The following is a 17,089-nucleotide window of genomic DNA, read 5'->3' as shown; positions in this document are numbered from 1 at the left end:
ACCATATGCTAAGCGTAATACGGACTCCAATAATGAACTGCGCTTGCAAATCAAATTGAAAAGTAATCGTCTTAACCCAGTTTTACAGGCGGAAAGTACTCAAATATCTATGCTTGAGCAGTCTAGATCACGCACACTTTCTACCGATTAATACTGAGGATCTGGGCAACGCATAATTTGGCTAAAAACGTATGGCCAATGTCACTTTTAATGTTAGGTGGCATAATCAATGCCAGAGTCTGAAAGCGGATATTTCTATTTTGGACTTACAAGGGCTGTTATTCACCAATTAAAATGTCTATGCGATAAACCATTTAAAATGTCCTGTTTTTAACCACAAGAGTCAAGCACAGGATTTAACTTTCTTTGTTCAATAACAGCTTTCTGAGCTTTACGACTCGGCATACTTTTCTTGAGACGGGAACGTTTATTCTGTTTTTCCAACTCTTCATGCTGTTGCTGAATATGTGCCAGGACTGAACCTAACCGTTTATTCTCAACGATCTCATTCTGCTGTAGCCCAGCTAATTTATTGAAAATGCTGTAGTTGAGCTTTCGTCCCTCGTGCATGAGGGCCACAGTCCCATCCGGGTACTCCAGAAATGAAATATATTGCCCAACAAGCTTATGATTCAGCTCTGTCGGTTCAAGCAGATAAATACATTTGTCATAGGTAATCGTCAGGTTCTTGGTGACCTTACGCGGTTCCTGCCAGGTAAAAATATCATCCAGTTCAAGATCAGATTCGGTTAATGGTCGATGCAGGTTCTTTGAGTTTCGCGCACATTTGGCGAACTTCTGATTGAACTGCTCAATAAAGCAGGGCAACCAGGCATTTGCTTCTGCAATCGAACAGATGCCTTCCAGGCGCATCTCCTTGATCAAACGGTCCTGAAGGGTTCTATTCGCTCGCTCTACGCGACCTTTGGCCTGGGGTGAATTGGCGAAGATAATATCAATGTTTAACTCATTCAGAATCCGCCCAAATTGCGTGATCTGGCTGTCTTGCCTGGATTTCTGGTTGACTCTAAATACCGAGTGTTTATCGCTATAAAAGGCCAAGGGCTTGCCGTATTGCTCAATGTAGGCTCGGGTTGAAAGCATATAGTCAAAGGTCGTTTCAGCCTCACAAAAGCGTAGATGCAACAGCTTGCCGGTAGCATCATCGATATAAACCAGCAAACAGCATTTGGTGGCTCTTCCTTCAAACCAGTCATGATATGAGCCATCAATCTGGATCAGCTCACCGAAGCAATCACGGTTATAGCGTGGCTGGTATGGGCGTTTTAGACGTTTGGATCGCGGAATCCAAAGGTCATTTGCAGTCATCCAGCGCCGAACCGTTTCTACCGGGATATTCAGGTCAAACATGCTGCTGAGCTTCTCATGCGCCAAGGTAGGTCCAAAGCCCAGCAGATGTTCAGAAATAATGGAAAGACATTCTGATTTTAACAGAACGTCATGGCGACGATGACCCGGTTGACCACGACTAGCATGCGTCATGCCTGAAACACCATCTTGATTGAGCTTCTGCAATAACCGGGTAATTTGACGGGTGGAAAGATTCAGGATTTCAGCAGCACGGACTTGGGTAATACGATGATCTCGAACGTCTTGCAGAACTGCAAGACGTTGAATTTCTTTGTCAGACATAGTGATCAGCATCTATATTTTATATCCAGTCCATGGTGATAAAAACCATCATAAACCAGACATTTTTATTGGTGAGAATATAGACACTTTAAATGGGTTCTAACAAGGGCCTTTCGTATAATCGCCATTATGTTAAATAGAATCAAAAACCTCCAATAAAATCGTTATAGTATTATTGTTTATTGAGTAGATAAGAGAATTAAATTAGTGAAATACTCAAATGAAAAAATAGTAAAAGCTCTCTTACTTTCTCCTTTACCACTACTTTTTTTCACAGCAGTCCTGTTTATCGTAATGAATCAGGAATACAGCCTATACTCGATTTTAGTGGTTCTTGTAGGGCACGGTCTGGTCTACTTGGCTTATTGTATTTTGACTGTACCTTTCAGCTTCATATTCTCAATTCTTTTAAATCGTTATAACAGTCTTAATTTATTAACTATCTGTATTGCCTCTATAATTATTGCTACTCCATTTTTTATTCTTTTTGGATGGAGTCACACAGGAGAAATTTCGAAAGAGTGGTGGAAGATGTATACAGATACATGGACTATCTTTATGGCTCTATTTCCTGGCTTATGTTATTGGCTATTTCTGATTAACCTAAAAGATAAGAAATCAAAGAATATTGAATAAACCATTGCATAGAGATTCTTAAATTTCCCTAAAATTAACATAATACACGTTATACGAAATTCTCTATTTTATTTTATATAAATCATATTTTTATAGTCAAATAAAAAGCCTAACTTAGCTGAATCGGGCTTTTTTAATAATTTACCAATTTTCACGCCTGTTATTTGAGCAAAGTTCCACGATTTTGTTCAATTTTCATAAACATTATCCTATTTTTCATAATTCATTATTACATCTAATAGAACCGAAATTGGTACATAAAAAATAGGGGAGTTGGTAATCATAAAGAAAGAAAAATAACATTCTATATGTCGCAAATGACAAATAATGAATCGTCTAACAGAATTCAACCTTTAAAATTACAATCCTATTTTTTTGGCAGAGTTGCTTTAAAAAGCTTGAATACTTCTACTTAATTTAATTTTTAATGAAGTAGGTCACATAAATATTAAAAAAATATTTTCTTTATAAATCAAATATATTTGAGCATATTTATAAAACGCTGCACAATGAAATTAAAATATTTGGCATAAATCTAAGATTGAGATTTGTGCAGTTGTGCATTTCCGGGGGAAAAGATGTTCACGGCAGAATTGTTGGACGAAGCAGAAAAATTCATGCATCACATGCTGACCAAGGTGGTGGAATATGGCGGTTCAGATTTATTTATTACGGCTGATTTTCCACCGAGTATTAAACATCAAGGCTTAATGAAACCTTTTGGACAGCAGGAACTCACAGCTGAAAAAACCAAGCTGTTTGCCTACAGCCTGATGAATGATAAACAGCGTAAAGAATTTGAAACTGAACTTGAGTGCAATTTTGCCATCAATGTGCCGGGCGTTTCCCGTTTCCGGGTAAATGTGTTTGTGCAACAACTTAATGTCGGTATGGTAATTCGTACCATTACTGCAGAAATTCCAAATTTCCAGAAGCTGAAATTACCGGAATCGCTGAAACATGTGATTATGGAAAAACGTGGACTGGTACTGGTAGTCGGAGGAACGGGTTCAGGTAAATCAACTTCACTCGCAGCCATGATTGACTACCGAAATGAAAATTCAGCAGGGCATATCATTACCGTAGAAGATCCGGTTGAATATGTGCATAAACATAAAAAATCCATGATTACTCATCGTGAAGTCGGAGTGGACTGCCATTCTTGGCATAATGCACTGAAAAATACCTTGCGTCAGGCTCCGGATGTAATTCTGATCGGGGAAATTCGCGATACTGAAACTATGGAACATGCGATTGCTTTTGCGGAAACTGGCCATTTGTGTTTGGGAACTCTGCATTCCAATAATGCCAACCAGACTTTGGATCGGATTATCAACTTCTTCCCTGAAGAACGCCGGAATCAGTTATTGATGGATTTGTCTTCAAATATGAAGGCAATTATTTCACAGCGTCTGATTCGGACTCAAGATGGTAAAGGCCGTCGGGCAGCGATTGAAATCATGCTGAATACGCCTTTGATTTCCGACCTGATCCTGAAAGGCGAGTTTCATGAGCTGAAAGCCATTATGGCTAAATCCCGTGAACTGGGCATGCAGACTTTTGACCAAGCCTTATTTGATCTGTATAACCAAGGCGCCATTTCCTATGAAGAAGCTTTGCGTAATGCCGATTCTACCAATGAGTTACGCCTGCAGATCAAGCTGAAAAGTAATCGACAGGACAGTACTGCACCAGCTAGTGAAGCAACCCAATTCACCATGATGCAAGATCCAAAAGCGGATGAGAAAGAAGCAGAGAATACTTCGGTGTCAGAATAAACATTTACTCAAAAAATCACAGGCAGAATTTTCTGCCTGTTTTTATTTATCTTATTTATTATTCAATCCATAAAACTAGACGGTTTTACGTTGCACCACCAGCTTAAAATAAATAATACTGCTTAAGGTTAAAATACCGCATAGCATAAAAGCAAACTGATAACTGTAAGCTGCAATGATGGCACCAATCAGCAGTGAACCGATGGCAATCCCCATATCATAAAAAGTATAAAAAGTTGAAGTTGCATAGCCAATTCGATGCTTGGGCGCACATTGAATCGCCAAAGTTTGAATACACGGCTGCACACTACCAAAGCCCACACCAACCATGACTGCAGCCAGCATAAATCCCCATAAGCTCTGAATCTGGCTCAGTAAAAATAAACCCGAACTAAAAGCCAGCAATGCCGGATAAATCACATATTGCGGGCCTTTACGATCATAAATCTTTCCGGTGATCGGCCGTAAGCTCATCATGGAAATCGCAAAAACCACAAAGAATAAACCTGCATAGGCCATTAAATCCTTGCTGGCTGCGAAGGGTGCGATAAAAGACATGATGCTCGCATAAGAAAAAGAAATCAGCATGGCCAATACTGCGACAGGCAGCACTTTCTTTTCCACAAAATCTGTCAGCTCAAGCGAGGTTTTCTTATTGGTATTTTTGATGATTTTTTCAGGTTCTTTGACCGGAATCAAAAAACAGAAGGCAAATCCGATAAAAACCAAGACGATCAATAGCATACTGACCTGAAAATAAGACCAGTGTTCAATCAGGCTCAAGCCTATAAATGGACCTAAAACAATCCCCAGATTAACCGACATGACAAAATAGCCCATGCCTTCGCCTTTACGTTGCTCCGGAATAAACTGGTTCACCACAGGCACACAAACTGTAGTCAAGATACTGAACCAGATGCCGTGTAAGAAACGGATGATAAACAGAATCGTGAGCTGATCTGCCAACAGATAAGTAAGTGAAAACAGGCTAAAGAACACTTCAGAAATGATCAGGGTTTTACGCACCCCGAATTTTTCGATAATTAAACCGCTAAAAGGTCGCACTGCAATGGCAGACACCATAAACAAGGTCATGGCCAGACCTGCCTGAGTCAGGTTGCCGCCTAATTCTTTTAAGATGTATATTGGCAAAATTGTGGTTTGTGCAAAATAGAAAATAAATAAAAATAGGTTGTTGGCCAAACAAAGCACAAATGACTTGGTCCATAGTGGCGCTGCAATGGCGTTCATGATTTTCCTAAAATGATATGCTGTAAGACGTTGGGCTCAGCATGGGAAATTATTGTTATAAATAAGCGCGACCTATTCAGGAGCGAAGGAGATATGAGCAAGACTTTAAGAAAAATAAGTGAAAAATATAATGATATTTCATGATAAATGCATGAAATTTAATTTGAACTAGGAAATGCAACGCTTGATCTTTAATAAAAAATCAGCCCGGAGGCTGATTTTTTAAAGTTAAAAGGGCTTAGAGGCCAGCTTCATATTCTGTATTGGAAAGCAGCTTTTCGACATCTGCCATATTGTCTGGCTTGATTTTATAGATCCAGCCTTTGCCGTATGGGTCATCATTAATAAAATCAGGATCATCTTCAAGATCAGGATTGATTTCAACCACTACACCAGACACCGGCGCATGAATATCAGAAGCTGTTTTTACTGATTCAACCACGCCAGCTTGTTCGCCTGCAGTGATATGTGAAGCAAGATCTGGTGCTTCGACATAAACCAAATCACCTAACGCATCCTGTGCATGGTCGGAAATACCGGTCACAACAAGATCACCCTCAATGCGCACCCATTCATGTGTACTTGCGTACTTTAATTCTGCAGGATGATTCATTGATAACTCCTTAAAAATCTTAAGATCATTTTTGACATGTTTTATACATTCTTTTTAAGCAAAACAAAAGGCTTATACTCCCTTATAAATAAGGATCTTTGCGCCAGTTGCTCGGGCTGCGACCACTCCAGCGTTTAAACGCCCGACTAAAATTGGCGACATCACTATAACCCAGTTCATCGGCAATCTGTTCCAGGGTAAAATCTGTCCGAGACAATAATGAGGTGGCATGCCGGTAACGCACTTCATCGACGAGTGTAGAAAAGGAGGTGCCTTCGGCGGCGAGTTGACGTTTTAAGGTGCGGTCAGACATGTGTAAGCGATCCGCCACACTTTCAATACTCAGATAATGCTGCTCGGCATGGGTCAAGATATCTCGGACGCGCATCGCAATCCGATGCCGTTCGCCCAAGGCAGAAAGTTCCGTTTCACACTGGTTAATCGCAATCTGGCTGGCAATCGGATCGGCGTGCACCAGCTTATTCATCAGGTAACTTTTATCAAAGCTCAGAATTAAATGCGGTTGTTCAAAACGGAACTGATGCGTTGGAAACTTCGCCATAAAGCGTTCAAAACCTTCCGGCTTCTTAAAATCGAAGTCGATTTCTCCCGTGGCATCGGTAACGCCTGTAATGGCTTTGGCCATACTGATCAGACCAATCATCAAGGCAATGGAAATTTCGGTGCGCAGCGGTTCAAGCTGAATATCGGTTTGCAGCTGTACCGTGGCTTTAGCACCAAAAGTCGAGAAAAACAGTTGCAGGAAGGGTAAACGAAGTTGAATAAATCGATTCGCCAGTACCAGCGCATCGGTAATATTATTCGCCGTCATAATCGCATAGCCAATAAAGCCATGAATCGAGATCCGCATCTGTGTGCCAAGATGATAACCTAAGGTCGGCTCTCCGGTCAGTTTCAGGGCATATTTGACCAGTTCATTGGCGACAGGAGTTGGAATACGAAAATCAGGATCTGCCAACTGTTCACTGGTCAGGCCAAAAGGTTGGAAAAGCGACTCATTGTTATAACCCCAGCGGGAAATGACATCGAGAAGCAAGAGACCGTAAACACCTGGAATTCCTTGGTCTTGGCGTGGAGCAATTGTTTTCATGCGCGATCCGTTGCACTCATTCAAATTTTTTTATTTATAAATAGATATTGGCATGAAGCCACCAAATTTTTCATTAAAATTGTTGGACAAAATTTTGGCGATTGTGATTCTGCCACTGGCAGATTAGCCTGAATTCAGCATTAAAATCAATTTAAACCACATAATTTTATTGATGAAATTAAAATTATTTTATTGAACCGGTCACATCTCTGCATTGGCTGGCTCAGGGCAAGAAGATTGTCTAAGCATTGAATAGGGCTTCATCAGAATGCTTTCAGAACTGGAGAGTTATGTCATTTCATTAAAATACCAGATAGATGGCAACTTGCTGTTCATCTGTAGAGAAAATTTTAAAAAGAAAGGTCTGGGCAAAGTTTTCTTTTATCCCAGACCTGTTCAATATTAAGGACGAGCAAATGATCAGAAGTTTTGAAATCTTCTAGAGATCATATTATTTATGATCTTTCAATGCTTTGACCTGTTGCTGAATCAGCATGCCGCCAGTTTGACGCTGCCAAAGCTGGGCATAGATGCCATTTAATGCCACCAGTTCATCATGCGTGCCTTGCTCGGCAATTCGACCTTGATCCATCACAATCAGACGATCCATCTGAGCAATGGTAGACAGGCGATGCGCAATGGCAATCACGGTTTTACCTTGCATCAAGTCGTCCAGACTGTTCTGAATGGCAGCTTCGACTTCAGAATCCAGTGCACTGGTGGCTTCATCCAGAATTAGAATTGGAGCATCTTTCAGGAATACACGTGCAATTGCAATTCGCTGACGCTGTCCGCCGGAAAGTTTCACGCCACGTTCACCGACATAGGCTTCATAGCCTTTTTTGCCACGCAAATCCGTCAGATTAGGAATAAATTCTTCTGCTTTGGCTTTACGCACAGCTTCAAACATTTCTTCATCAGTCGCATCTGGACGACCATATTTAATGTTTTCCGCGACAGTGCGATGTAGCAGTGAAGTATCTTGAGTCACTAATGCAATATTCTTGCGCAAACTGTCCTGAGTCACATCGTCAATATCCTGACCATCAATCAAGATACGACCCTGGTTAATATGATAAAAATGCAGCAACAGTTGAATCAGGGTAGATTTCCCTGCACCTGAACGGCCGACAATACCAATTTTTTCACCTGGGCGAATGGTCAGATTAAACTGATCAATCACGTTTTTATCATTATAGGCAAAGCTGACATTTTCGAATTTAATTTCACCATGATTGAGCTGTAGCTCTTTGGCACCCGGTTTATCTTCAATGGCAATTTTGCGGCCTAAAGTTTTCATACCATCCTGAATGGTACCGACATTTTCAAACAGGGCTGAGGTCTGCCACATCATAAATTCGGCAATACTGTTCAGTTTCAGTACCATTGCCGTGGTTGCTGCAATAATGCCTAGCTCGGCCTGACCTTCCATCCACAACCAGATCGCGGTACCCAGTACGCCACCGTACAACACCACACTTAAGAGCAAGATGCTGATTTCGTATTGCGCACCCAGACGCATCTGTTTATATACCGTTACCATAAATTCCTGCATTGAGGTCTTGGCATACTGACTTTCACGGCCGGCATGAGCAAACAGCTTCACGGTCTGAATATTGGTATAGGCATCCGTAATACGCCCGGTCATGACGGCACGGGCATCCGCTTGAGCATTGGAAATTTTGCTCAAACGTGGAATGAAATAACACGCTGCACAGATAAACAAGGCTAGCCAGACCATCAATGGAATGATCAGCAAGGGTGAAATTGCACCCAAAACAATATTGATGGTGATGAAATAAATCAGCACATACGCCAGCATGTCACCCAGAATGACCCAGAATTCGCGTACTGCCAGAGCGGTTTGCATAACTTTGGCCGATAATCGTCCGGCAAAATCATTGTGGAAAAAATCCAGGCTTTGTTTCATGAGCAGATTATGAAAGCGCCAGCGTAAACGCATCGGGAAATTGCTATACAAAATCTGATGCTTAATTAGGGATTGGGCGCTAGCGAAAAAAATATTGGCCAGAAGAACAATACTCAGTAAGGTTAAATTGCTAGCATGCTGTTCCAGAAAAGTATCGGGCTGGCTTTTACTGAGCCAGTTCACCAGCTCACCAATTTTTGAATACAGAAAAGCTTCGAAGCTGGCAGCACCGGCAGTACACAGTACCAGAATCAGCAAATAACGGCGGACTCCATAGGCTGCCTGCCAGACAAATGGAAAAAACTTGGTCGGTAAAGGTTGGTTCAGATTTTTGGTGGGATAGGGGTCAACCAGTCTTTCAAGCCATCGAAACATTATCGTACTCTTATCATGCATTTTGCTTTTCGGGAATTATAAAGGATTCTGTTTTTTTAAGCCCGTAATTGGGTGAAATTGCCACAAAATGATTCACTCAATTAAAACTTGGATTATAAAAATTAAACTAAAGCCAGATTTATGCCAGTCAGGTTTTAAATAGATGAGGAAATAAAAAAGCCTGAAATGCAGCAGCACCTCAGGCTTGAGATTGGATGACTTGTGTTTAAGTAATAATAGAAGACGGTTGAGTAAATGCTTCCTTTAAATCAAGACCTGAAGGCGCTTGATACACTTTTAAACCAAATTCCGGAATAATCGCCAGCAGATGATCCATGATATCAGACTGGATATTTTCATACTCCACCCAGGCGGTGGTATTGGTAAAGGCATAAATCTCTAGCGGTAAACCCTCACTGGTTGGCTGCAATTGGCGCACCATTAGGGAATGATTTTTACTAATGCCCGAATGCTGTTGCAGATAAAACTCTACATAAGCACGAAAGGTTCCTAAATTGGTAAGACGGCGCTGGTTATATTGCGAATGATGGCTCAGTTGCAGGTTAAATTGTTCCAGTTCCTCTGATTTGGTATTCAGGTATTGATCCAGCAAAATAAAATTTTTCAGCTTATTCTGTTCTTCAACCGACATAAAATGTACGCTGCTTTGATCAATATGAATCGAGCGCTTGATCCGGCGCGCACCGGCTTCCTGCATACCACGCCAGTTTTTAAAGGTATCCGTCACCAGTTTATTGGTCGGAATCGTGGTCACTGTTTTATCAAAGTTCTGTACCGTAATGGTATGTAATGACATATCAATGACATCGCCATCCGCGTTCAGCGAGGGCATTTCGATCCAGTCGCCAATACGCACCATGTCATAGGATGAAATCTGAACCGACGCCACCAGCGACAAAATGGTATTTTGAAAGACCAGCATCAACACCGCGGCCATGGCACCGAAGCCAGCCAGCAAGGTAAAGACATCCTTTTTCAGGAAAGTGCCGAGAATCATCAGGCCACAGACAATAAAAATAATCAGCTTGACCAGCTGCAAATAACCTTTGATGGGTTTGTTACGTGATTTGGGATTACGCTGATAGACCAGGTTAAAAATATTCAGTAATTCACCCAGGGCCAGGGCAATCGTCAGGAAGATAAAAGCCTGTGCCCCCATTTGCACAAAGGATTCAACCTTGTCAGATAAATGCGGTACCGTGGTAATCCCGTTCATGATCACCACTGCCGGAACAATATTGGCAATCCGGCGAATCACGCTATGCTCAGCAAAAATCTGATTATTGGCAAAAGGCATTCTGGAAATCAGTTGACGTATTCCGCGTACTACAATTTGCTTGGCAAATAGATTGGCAAGAATCGCCAGTAAAATCACAATACTCAGCGAAGATAGCATTTCCAGCCATGGGTACTGATCTGCCCATTCTTGAATATTCCGAATAAAATTAAACTGTTCCAAACGATCTTTCTCTTCAATCAAAAATTTAGATCAAGTTTATAGGTTTGGATCAGATTTTTTAATATTGGATAACTTTTTAAAACATATCTATTGGTGCAAATCGTTCAATAAAAGTGCCTACAAATAAAAAACCGGCGACTTCGCCGGTTTATGATCTTCGATATTTCAGTAATGATATCGCGAGGCTTACCACATCAAATCATCAGGAATAACATAAGCTGCATATGGATCTTCTTCATCGGTGGTTTCTTCATTTTTCTCTGAATTATTCACAATGATAAAGCCCTGCATTTTCGCATTGATACGATCTGCCAGAGCTTTAGGCAAGAAAGCATAGCTGTCATTTTCACGTGCAATCACCAGACTGCCTGCCACCAACGCATTATAGATTTGCTGGTTTAAATAAACTTTTTTGATTTTGCTGTCATCAATGAACTGATACACCGCATCGCCGTCAGTATCACGGATTTTGTGCTGATTAATCATTTGCATGATTGCGGCTTTGAGTTCTTTTTCCTGCAAAGCTGCTTTTTTCTCTTGCTCAATCGCCTGATCTTTAGCCATTTTTTGCTGTTTGTCTTGTTCAATCTTGGCCTTGATTTCAGCCTCGGTACCGTCACCGGTGCGTTTTTCATGCACAGCCTGTTTAGACAGTTTTTTGGCTTTTTTATTATCGACCAATCCTGCCTTTAACAATTGTGCCTGCAATGCATTTTTAACCATGAGAATGTCCAGATATTAGTCGTGTTGATGTCGATAACGTAAATAAATCACCCAATACGTGAGACTGAGAACCAGACTCAGCACTGCCGGGATGAGGAATGCATTTAATTTTAAATAAGGATATAGCCAGCTGGCAAGAATGCCGCCGCTTAAAAAACCGAGCAAAATAAGCAGATGCAAAACCACGCGTCGTGATTCTACCTCCAAACCGCGCAACCGGTAGCCCATCGCTAAGCCGAGGTCAGTCAGTACGCCAGATAAATGCGTGGTGCGAATAATGGCGCCTTTATAATGGCTGACCATGGCATTTTGCACACCCATGGCGACACAGGCCCATAACAAGGCATAGCGCGGGAAATAGGGCAATAATAACCAGCAGATCAAAATAAAAATAGCCACCAAGCTTAAAGGGTAACCATAAAGCTGCCCCAGGCGAAAGTGACTATTTCCAAGAATCAGCCCGCTATAGGATGAACCAATGACATAGCAGAGTGTGACCAGAAAGAGATACAACATCTGTTCTGGTTGCCAGTTCAGCAGGGCCATGGCCAGCATGCTGACATTGCCGGTCATATGTGAAACAGACTGGTGCAGTACCGTCACCAGACCCAGGACGTTAATCATGCCGGCATTGACCGCAAGAAAAAACGCCCCTAATTGTACCCAGGTAGGTAAACGCTGTAATGGCATAACAACATCATTGGCTAAACATATTGATTAATCAATATAAAATCAATTTGATGCGCGGTCTACTGCTGCAGTAAATAAAACATCAGTCGATGAGTTTAGCGCGGTTTCAGTAGAATCCTGCAATACGCTGATGACCATACCAATGGCGACCACTTGCATGGCGATATCCGAAGAAATACCAAACAGGCCACATGCAACTGGAATCAATAGTAATGAACCGCCTGCAACACCTGAAGCGCCACATGCCGAAACGGTTGCCACCACAGAAAGAATGAGCATAGTGCTGAAATCGACGCTAATCCCCAAAGTATTTACAGCCGCCAATGACAATACAGTAATGGTCACAGAAGCACCTGCCATGTTGATCGTAGCACCCAAAGGAATTGCGATACTTGAAGTTGATTCCTTGACGCCCAGACGTTTTGCCAAGTCCAGATTGACTGGAATATTGGCTGCCGAACTACGGGTAAAGAAAGCGGTAATGCCACTTTCGCGCAAGCAAGTGAATACCAGTGGATACGGGTTGTTGCGTGTCATTAAGGCAACCAGAAGCGGATTAATTACCAGTGCAACGAAAACCATCGTTCCGAGCAACACAGCAAGTAAATGTACGTAACTGGTCAGCGTATCCAGACCAGATTCAGCAAAAGTCACTGCAACCAGACCAAAAATACCCAAAGGTGCAAAGCTGATCACTAAACGAATCACATAGTTCACTGCAAAGGCTGCATCATTCAAAAGCGTCTTGGTGCTATCCGATGCATGACGGAAAGCGATGCCTAATGCCACTGACCAAGCCAGGATGCCAATAAAGTTTGCTTCAGCAATTGCAACAACCGGGTTGGCGACAAAGCTGAGCAGCAAATTCTTCAGGATTTCTACCAAACTGCCAGGAGGCTGCAAGTCAGCCTGTGCAGCAATATCCAGGAACAGCGTACTTGGAAATAAGATGCTCGACACCACAGCGCTCAGTGCAGCAAGGAACATACCGACCGCATACATCAGCATAATCGGCTTGATGGCGGCGTTAGATTGGCCCACTTTAAAATTCGCGATAGAAGCTAAAACTAAAATGAAAACCAGAATCGGTGCAACAGACTTCAAGGCTTTAATAAACAGGTCGCCCAATAGGCTTAATGAGGGAGTAGCTTCGGGAAATACCACAGCCACACCCACACCTAAAATAATGGCGATGATGATTCGAGAGACTAAGCTCATGCGCATAAGGGCAGAAAACATAAGGTTGCCTTGTGAAAATTACGAGGGCTAAATTTGGGAAAAAGTTGCGCTATTTTATACTTAATTTAAACAAGGCTTAAAATATATTTTCATATTAAAACCAAGATATTGATATTATTGATATATTCTAAAATTAACGGGTTTAAAACATTGCTTATATTGAAGAAAAACTTCTTACAATGATGAATAAATCAGCATATTTAAAATTGTATTCATGAAATAAATATCAAAGTTAAATAGATAAATTCAAATTATATTTGAAAATTCAGAAAAAACTGCACTTATGACCAGCTGGAATCTCCGGCCATAAGTTCCAGTATCTGCTGTTTTAAATCGTATAATCTTTATGCTGCTCAAAGATCTCTGGCGCCAAGTCCTGAATCGCCTGAAAATGGGTCAGATAAATGCGCCCGCTCAGATGCGTCATCAATTTAGAAGCTTGCAGCTTGTCCATGACCGGACCTTTAACTTCGGCAAAATGCAGGCGAATATCCAGTTTGGCCAGTTCCGCATTTAAATCTTCCAGCATTTCCAAGGCACTCAGATCAATCGCACTGATGCTGGAACAGTTAATAATCACATGTTGCAGCTGGTCATTCAGGCTGATCTCATTGATCAGATAACCTTTGAAGCTATTGGCATTCAGAAACGTCAGATTCTCATCAATCCGCAGTGACAGCACCCGATCGGAGGTACTGACCTGATGCCGCTGAATATTGCGAAAATGCTGGGTTCCTTTGACCAGACCGACGACCGCAATATGCGGCCGGCTGATTCGCCATAGCATCAGCACAAAGGTCGATACGATCCCAATGATCAAACCGGTGGAGATATCAATCAGAACCACGCCGAGAAAGGTAATCCACATGGCAAGGCCATCTGCCTTGGAATAACGCCAGGCATCAACAAATGGCTGGAAATTAACCAGCTTCCAGATGGAAACAATAATCGTCGCAGCCAGAATGGTCAGCGGCAGGTCTTCAAAAAATCCGGTAAAGAACAGGCTTACGAAAATAATCAGGATCGAGGATAAAACACCGGCCATAGGTGATTTAGCACCCGCATCGGCATTCACCACAGTTCTTGACAGACTGCCCGTTACCGGGAAAGCTGAACTTACGCCTGCACTGATATTGGCCAGACCGAGCGCGATCAGTTCCTGATTACTGTTTAAATGACTGCGTTGCTGTAAGGCCGTAGCTTGAGCAATCGACAAGGATTCCACAAAACTGATCATGGCGATCATGCTGGCACCCGGTAACAAGGTCATCACCAGTTCCCAGTTCCAGTGAGGAAAGGACAAGGGCGGGAAACCAGATGGGATTGCACCAACGGTTTTAATGCCCTGAAGCTTTAAATCCAGAAAGACAATCGCCGCAATCCCGAGGCATACCAGAATCAGGGGCACCGCACGGACTAAAAAATCTGTAGAACCGATCCGGCTTTGTACCGCCTGAGATTTTAATAACTTGGGCAGATAGATCAACAGACCGATAGAGAGCAGGCCGAAAATCAGACTCGGCACGTGCAGCAACGGAAAATATTGCAGCAGACTTTTGGCAAACTCCGGAATGTTATTGGCTTTTAAGGGAAGATCGACCAAAAACTTTAATTGCCCAAAAGCAATCAATAAGGCAGAGGCAATAATAAAGCTTTGGATCACTGGATGACTGATCAACTGGATCAGAAAACCAAAACGGAATAATCCCAAAAGCAGGGAAATAATGCCGACCATGAGTGCCAATAAGGTCGCAGCTTCGATATAGACCGGTGAGCCGACTTCAAAAAGTGGATTGAGCGTAGCAAAAGTCATCATGGAAATGATGGCCACGGGGCCAATCGATAAAGTCGAACTCCCACCAAGCAGCGCATAAATGATCATCGGCAGGATGCTGGCGTATAAGCCCATGATCGGCGGCAATCCTGCCAGCATGGCATAGGCCATCCCTTGAGGCACCAGCATCGCCACCACAATCAGGGCGGCTAGCACATCGGACTTAAATTTGACCGGCGTATAGTGGCTTAACCATGCCCAGGCAGGCAGTTTATGCAGAAGTTTAGACTTGGAATTTGGCATAAAAAGGTCTAAATCACAAATATAGATATATTATGCACAAATTCTGCTAAGAAGTCTTAGCTGATCTAGCTTCTTGATGATTCATGTTTAAAATGAATCATCTGGGTCAGTCACGTATCATTCGAAAACTTATGATCGTGATCTTAATGATTTAAAACGACATCAATAAGAGTTTAAAGAAATTCATCTTGATGACTGAAAAAAGAAAGATTCTTTATTTAGCTGGATTGCCGCAATACAATCGATAAAGGGTATTTAAGACCACAATCAAATTTTGATCTTTAATTGAATAATAAATCTGTTTGCCATCGCGCCGGGTATCTACCACATCGCTTTTACGCAGCATCATGAGCTGTTGGGAAAGAGTCGGCTGTTTAATCTCAGTTATTTCCTCAATTTCTGAAACATTCAGTTCCGCTTGAGACAGATGACATAAAATAAGAAGACGGTCGGTATTGGCCAGAGATTTTAAAATGCCAACGACCTGTTCTGCTGAATCGCGCATAGTCGTGATTTCAAAATCGGTTTTCATTCAATAGACTTCCGTCATAAATCAAAAAACGTACAATTTATTTGATCTTAAATTAATCAGCAAAATTATTTAATTCAAGAGATAATCCTTGGATGAAATTCAAAGATATTCAAAAATTATCAAACGTTAAGTTTCGTAGGCTTACCGGTGTTAGTTGGGCTACATTTAACCTCATGTTGGCCGAGCTAAATAAGCATTTACCTCGTCATATTGGTAAAGGACGACCGCATAAATTACCGTTGGAAGATCGTTTGCTCTTATGTATAGAATATTGGAGAGAATATCGAACATTTTTCCATCTTGGTATGAGTTACGGTGTATCTGAAACGAGTGCAATTCGTATCACACGTGTTATTGAAGATACCTTAATCCGTTCTGGAAAATTTAACTTGCCAAAACAACTTCCTAATCGAGATGAAGTGGATTGGGAAGTTGTTGTGATTGATGCAACTGAAATATTAGTTCAACGTCCAAAAAAAACAGAAGAAATGGTATAGCGGTAAAAAAAAGCGACATACCTTTAAATTTCAGCTATCTATGCACTATACAACAGGTGAAATACTGAGTGTATGTGGAAGTCATGGAAGCATGCATGATTTTAAAATATTTAAAAAAAGTATGAGGAAATTAAAATTTAAGCCCTTTTTTATCGTTGATAAGGGGTATTTAGGGATAAAAAAATTGGGTTTTGGATACCTCATGCCATCTAAAGCAAAGAAAACTGAAAAATTAGATTCTGAATTAAAAAAGTTAAATACAGAGATTGGTCGTAGACGAATTCAAGTAGAGCATGTATTTGGAAGGATGAAATGTTTTAAGATTTTATCTTGTGTATATAGAAATCGTCGTAAAAGATTAAACCTGCGGTTTAATTTACTTGCTGGCATATACAATTTAGATTGGGTGAAAGATAAACAATTAAATTGATTGAAAAATGATTTATGAAGGAAGTCTAATATGTCCATTATAAAGTTACAGCCCGCTAATTATACGGGTCTTAG

General features: G+C 41.5%; 14 protein-coding genes and 1 pseudogene. 4 read left to right on the top strand and 11 right to left on the bottom strand.

Annotated features, from left to right (window positions below; all coding sequences use genetic code 11):
- Nucleotides 1–330: 330 nt before the first annotated feature.
- Nucleotides 331–1,665, bottom strand: a complete 1,335-nt coding sequence (locus tag HGD77_RS08240; protein WP_138743423.1) for an ISNCY family transposase — start codon at nucleotides 1,663–1,665, stop codon at nucleotides 331–333.
- A 195-nt stretch (nucleotides 1,666–1,860) separates the two neighbouring features.
- Between HGD77_RS08240 and HGD77_RS08235 the strand changes: the two genes are divergently transcribed.
- Together HGD77_RS08235 and HGD77_RS08230 are read left to right on the top strand one after the other, a co-directional pair.
- The gene (locus tag HGD77_RS08235) at nucleotides 1,861–2,289 is read left to right on the top strand and encodes a hypothetical protein (RefSeq protein ID WP_000877730.1); all 429 of its coding nucleotides are present in this window, start codon (nucleotides 1,861–1,863) and stop codon (nucleotides 2,287–2,289) included.
- 578 nt (nucleotides 2,290–2,867) lie between these two features.
- On the top strand, nucleotides 2,868–4,067 hold the full coding sequence (locus HGD77_RS08230; RefSeq protein WP_004731151.1) for a PilT/PilU family type 4a pilus ATPase: 1,200 nt from the start codon (nucleotides 2,868–2,870) through the stop codon (nucleotides 4,065–4,067).
- A 75-nt stretch (nucleotides 4,068–4,142) separates the two neighbouring features.
- Here HGD77_RS08230 and HGD77_RS08225 read toward each other — a convergent pair whose 3' ends face one another.
- The 10 genes from HGD77_RS08225 to HGD77_RS08180 all read right to left on the bottom strand — a co-directional run bounded on the left by HGD77_RS08225 (nucleotide 4,143) and on the right by HGD77_RS08180 (nucleotide 16,088).
- The gene (locus HGD77_RS08225) at nucleotides 4,143–5,318 is read right to left on the bottom strand and encodes an MFS transporter (RefSeq protein WP_004731149.1); all 1,176 of its coding nucleotides are present in this window, start codon (nucleotides 5,316–5,318) and stop codon (nucleotides 4,143–4,145) included.
- 238 nt (nucleotides 5,319–5,556) lie between these two features.
- On the bottom strand, nucleotides 5,557–5,931 hold the full coding sequence (gcvH, locus tag HGD77_RS08220) for a glycine cleavage system protein GcvH (RefSeq protein WP_004731147.1): 375 nt from the start codon (nucleotides 5,929–5,931) through the stop codon (nucleotides 5,557–5,559).
- A gap of 82 nt (nucleotides 5,932–6,013) precedes the next feature.
- The gene (locus HGD77_RS08215) at nucleotides 6,014–7,042 is read right to left on the bottom strand and encodes an AraC family transcriptional regulator (RefSeq protein WP_004731146.1); all 1,029 of its coding nucleotides are present in this window, start codon (nucleotides 7,040–7,042) and stop codon (nucleotides 6,014–6,016) included.
- A 451-nt stretch (nucleotides 7,043–7,493) separates the two neighbouring features.
- Nucleotides 7,494–9,347: an ABC transporter ATP-binding protein gene (locus HGD77_RS08210; RefSeq protein ID WP_004731143.1), complete on the bottom strand. Its 1,854-nt coding sequence runs from the start codon at nucleotides 9,345–9,347 to the stop codon at nucleotides 7,494–7,496.
- A 226-nt stretch (nucleotides 9,348–9,573) separates the two neighbouring features.
- Nucleotides 9,574–10,848: a mechanosensitive ion channel family protein gene (locus tag HGD77_RS08205; protein ID WP_004731141.1), complete on the bottom strand. Its 1,275-nt coding sequence runs from the start codon at nucleotides 10,846–10,848 to the stop codon at nucleotides 9,574–9,576.
- A gap of 165 nt (nucleotides 10,849–11,013) precedes the next feature.
- Nucleotides 11,014–11,550: a DUF2058 domain-containing protein gene (locus HGD77_RS08200; RefSeq protein WP_004731139.1), complete on the bottom strand. Its 537-nt coding sequence runs from the start codon at nucleotides 11,548–11,550 to the stop codon at nucleotides 11,014–11,016.
- 15 nt (nucleotides 11,551–11,565) lie between these two features.
- Nucleotides 11,566–12,240, bottom strand: coding sequence for a YoaK family protein (locus HGD77_RS08195; protein ID WP_004647063.1), 675 nt, complete (start codon nucleotides 12,238–12,240; stop codon nucleotides 11,566–11,568).
- Between the two features lie 42 nt (nucleotides 12,241–12,282).
- The gene (gene sstT / locus HGD77_RS08190; RefSeq protein WP_004731137.1) at nucleotides 12,283–13,479 is read right to left on the bottom strand and encodes a serine/threonine transporter SstT; all 1,197 of its coding nucleotides are present in this window, start codon (nucleotides 13,477–13,479) and stop codon (nucleotides 12,283–12,285) included.
- Between the two features lie 328 nt (nucleotides 13,480–13,807).
- Nucleotides 13,808–15,556, bottom strand: a complete 1,749-nt coding sequence (locus HGD77_RS08185; RefSeq protein WP_004731135.1) for a SulP family inorganic anion transporter — start codon at nucleotides 15,554–15,556, stop codon at nucleotides 13,808–13,810.
- A gap of 214 nt (nucleotides 15,557–15,770) precedes the next feature.
- Nucleotides 15,771–16,088, bottom strand: a complete 318-nt coding sequence (locus HGD77_RS08180) for an ArsR/SmtB family transcription factor (protein WP_004647061.1) — start codon at nucleotides 16,086–16,088, stop codon at nucleotides 15,771–15,773.
- 173 nt (nucleotides 16,089–16,261) lie between these two features.
- Here HGD77_RS08180 and HGD77_RS08175 point away from each other — a divergent pair, with 173 nt between their 5' ends.
- Nucleotides 16,262–16,585: an IS5 family transposase gene (locus HGD77_RS08175; RefSeq protein ID WP_032031561.1), complete on the top strand. Its 324-nt coding sequence runs from the start codon at nucleotides 16,262–16,264 to the stop codon at nucleotides 16,583–16,585.
- A 37-nt stretch (nucleotides 16,586–16,622) separates the two neighbouring features.
- A pseudogene (locus HGD77_RS08170) lies at nucleotides 16,623–17,015 on the top strand (transposase family protein); the annotation flags it as partial.
- Between the last annotated feature and the right edge of the window lie 74 nt (nucleotides 17,016–17,089).

This window comes from Acinetobacter sp. NEB149 (genome assembly GCF_012516415.1).
In the GTDB taxonomy this organism is placed as follows: domain Bacteria; phylum Pseudomonadota; class Gammaproteobacteria; order Pseudomonadales; family Moraxellaceae; genus Acinetobacter; species Acinetobacter lwoffii_V.
The sequence above is the reverse complement of the archived record's forward strand: the minus strand, read 5'-3'. Positions and strand labels throughout refer to the sequence as shown.

What these genes read in the sequence shown, in the direction of transcription:
- HGD77_RS08225 (WP_004731149.1), bottom strand. Translation starts at nt 5,318, where the DNA reads ATGAACGCCATTGCAGCGCCACTATGGACCAAGTCATTTGTGCTTTGT.
- HGD77_RS08195 (WP_004647063.1), bottom strand. Translation starts at nt 12,240, where the DNA reads ATGCCATTACAGCGTTTACCTACCTGGGTACAATTAGGGGCGTTTTTT.
- gcvH (WP_004731147.1), bottom strand. Translation starts at nt 5,931, where the DNA reads ATGAATCATCCTGCAGAATTAAAGTACGCAAGTACACATGAATGGGTG.
- HGD77_RS08200 (WP_004731139.1), bottom strand. Translation starts at nt 11,550, where the DNA reads ATGGTTAAAAATGCATTGCAGGCACAATTGTTAAAGGCAGGATTGGTC.
- HGD77_RS08215 (WP_004731146.1), bottom strand. Translation starts at nt 7,042, where the DNA reads ATGAAAACAATTGCTCCACGCCAAGACCAAGGAATTCCAGGTGTTTAC.
- HGD77_RS08175 (WP_032031561.1), top strand. Translation starts at nt 16,262, where the DNA reads ATGTTGGCCGAGCTAAATAAGCATTTACCTCGTCATATTGGTAAAGGA.
- HGD77_RS08230 (WP_004731151.1), top strand. Translation starts at nt 2,868, where the DNA reads ATGTTCACGGCAGAATTGTTGGACGAAGCAGAAAAATTCATGCATCAC.
- HGD77_RS08185 (WP_004731135.1), bottom strand. Translation starts at nt 15,556, where the DNA reads ATGCCAAATTCCAAGTCTAAACTTCTGCATAAACTGCCTGCCTGGGCA.
- HGD77_RS08210 (WP_004731143.1), bottom strand. Translation starts at nt 9,347, where the DNA reads ATGTTTCGATGGCTTGAAAGACTGGTTGACCCCTATCCCACCAAAAAT.
- sstT (WP_004731137.1), bottom strand. Translation starts at nt 13,479, where the DNA reads ATGTTTTCTGCCCTTATGCGCATGAGCTTAGTCTCTCGAATCATCATC.
- HGD77_RS08240 (WP_138743423.1), bottom strand. Translation starts at nt 1,665, where the DNA reads ATGCTGATCACTATGTCTGACAAAGAAATTCAACGTCTTGCAGTTCTG.
- HGD77_RS08180 (WP_004647061.1), bottom strand. Translation starts at nt 16,088, where the DNA reads ATGAAAACCGATTTTGAAATCACGACTATGCGCGATTCAGCAGAACAG.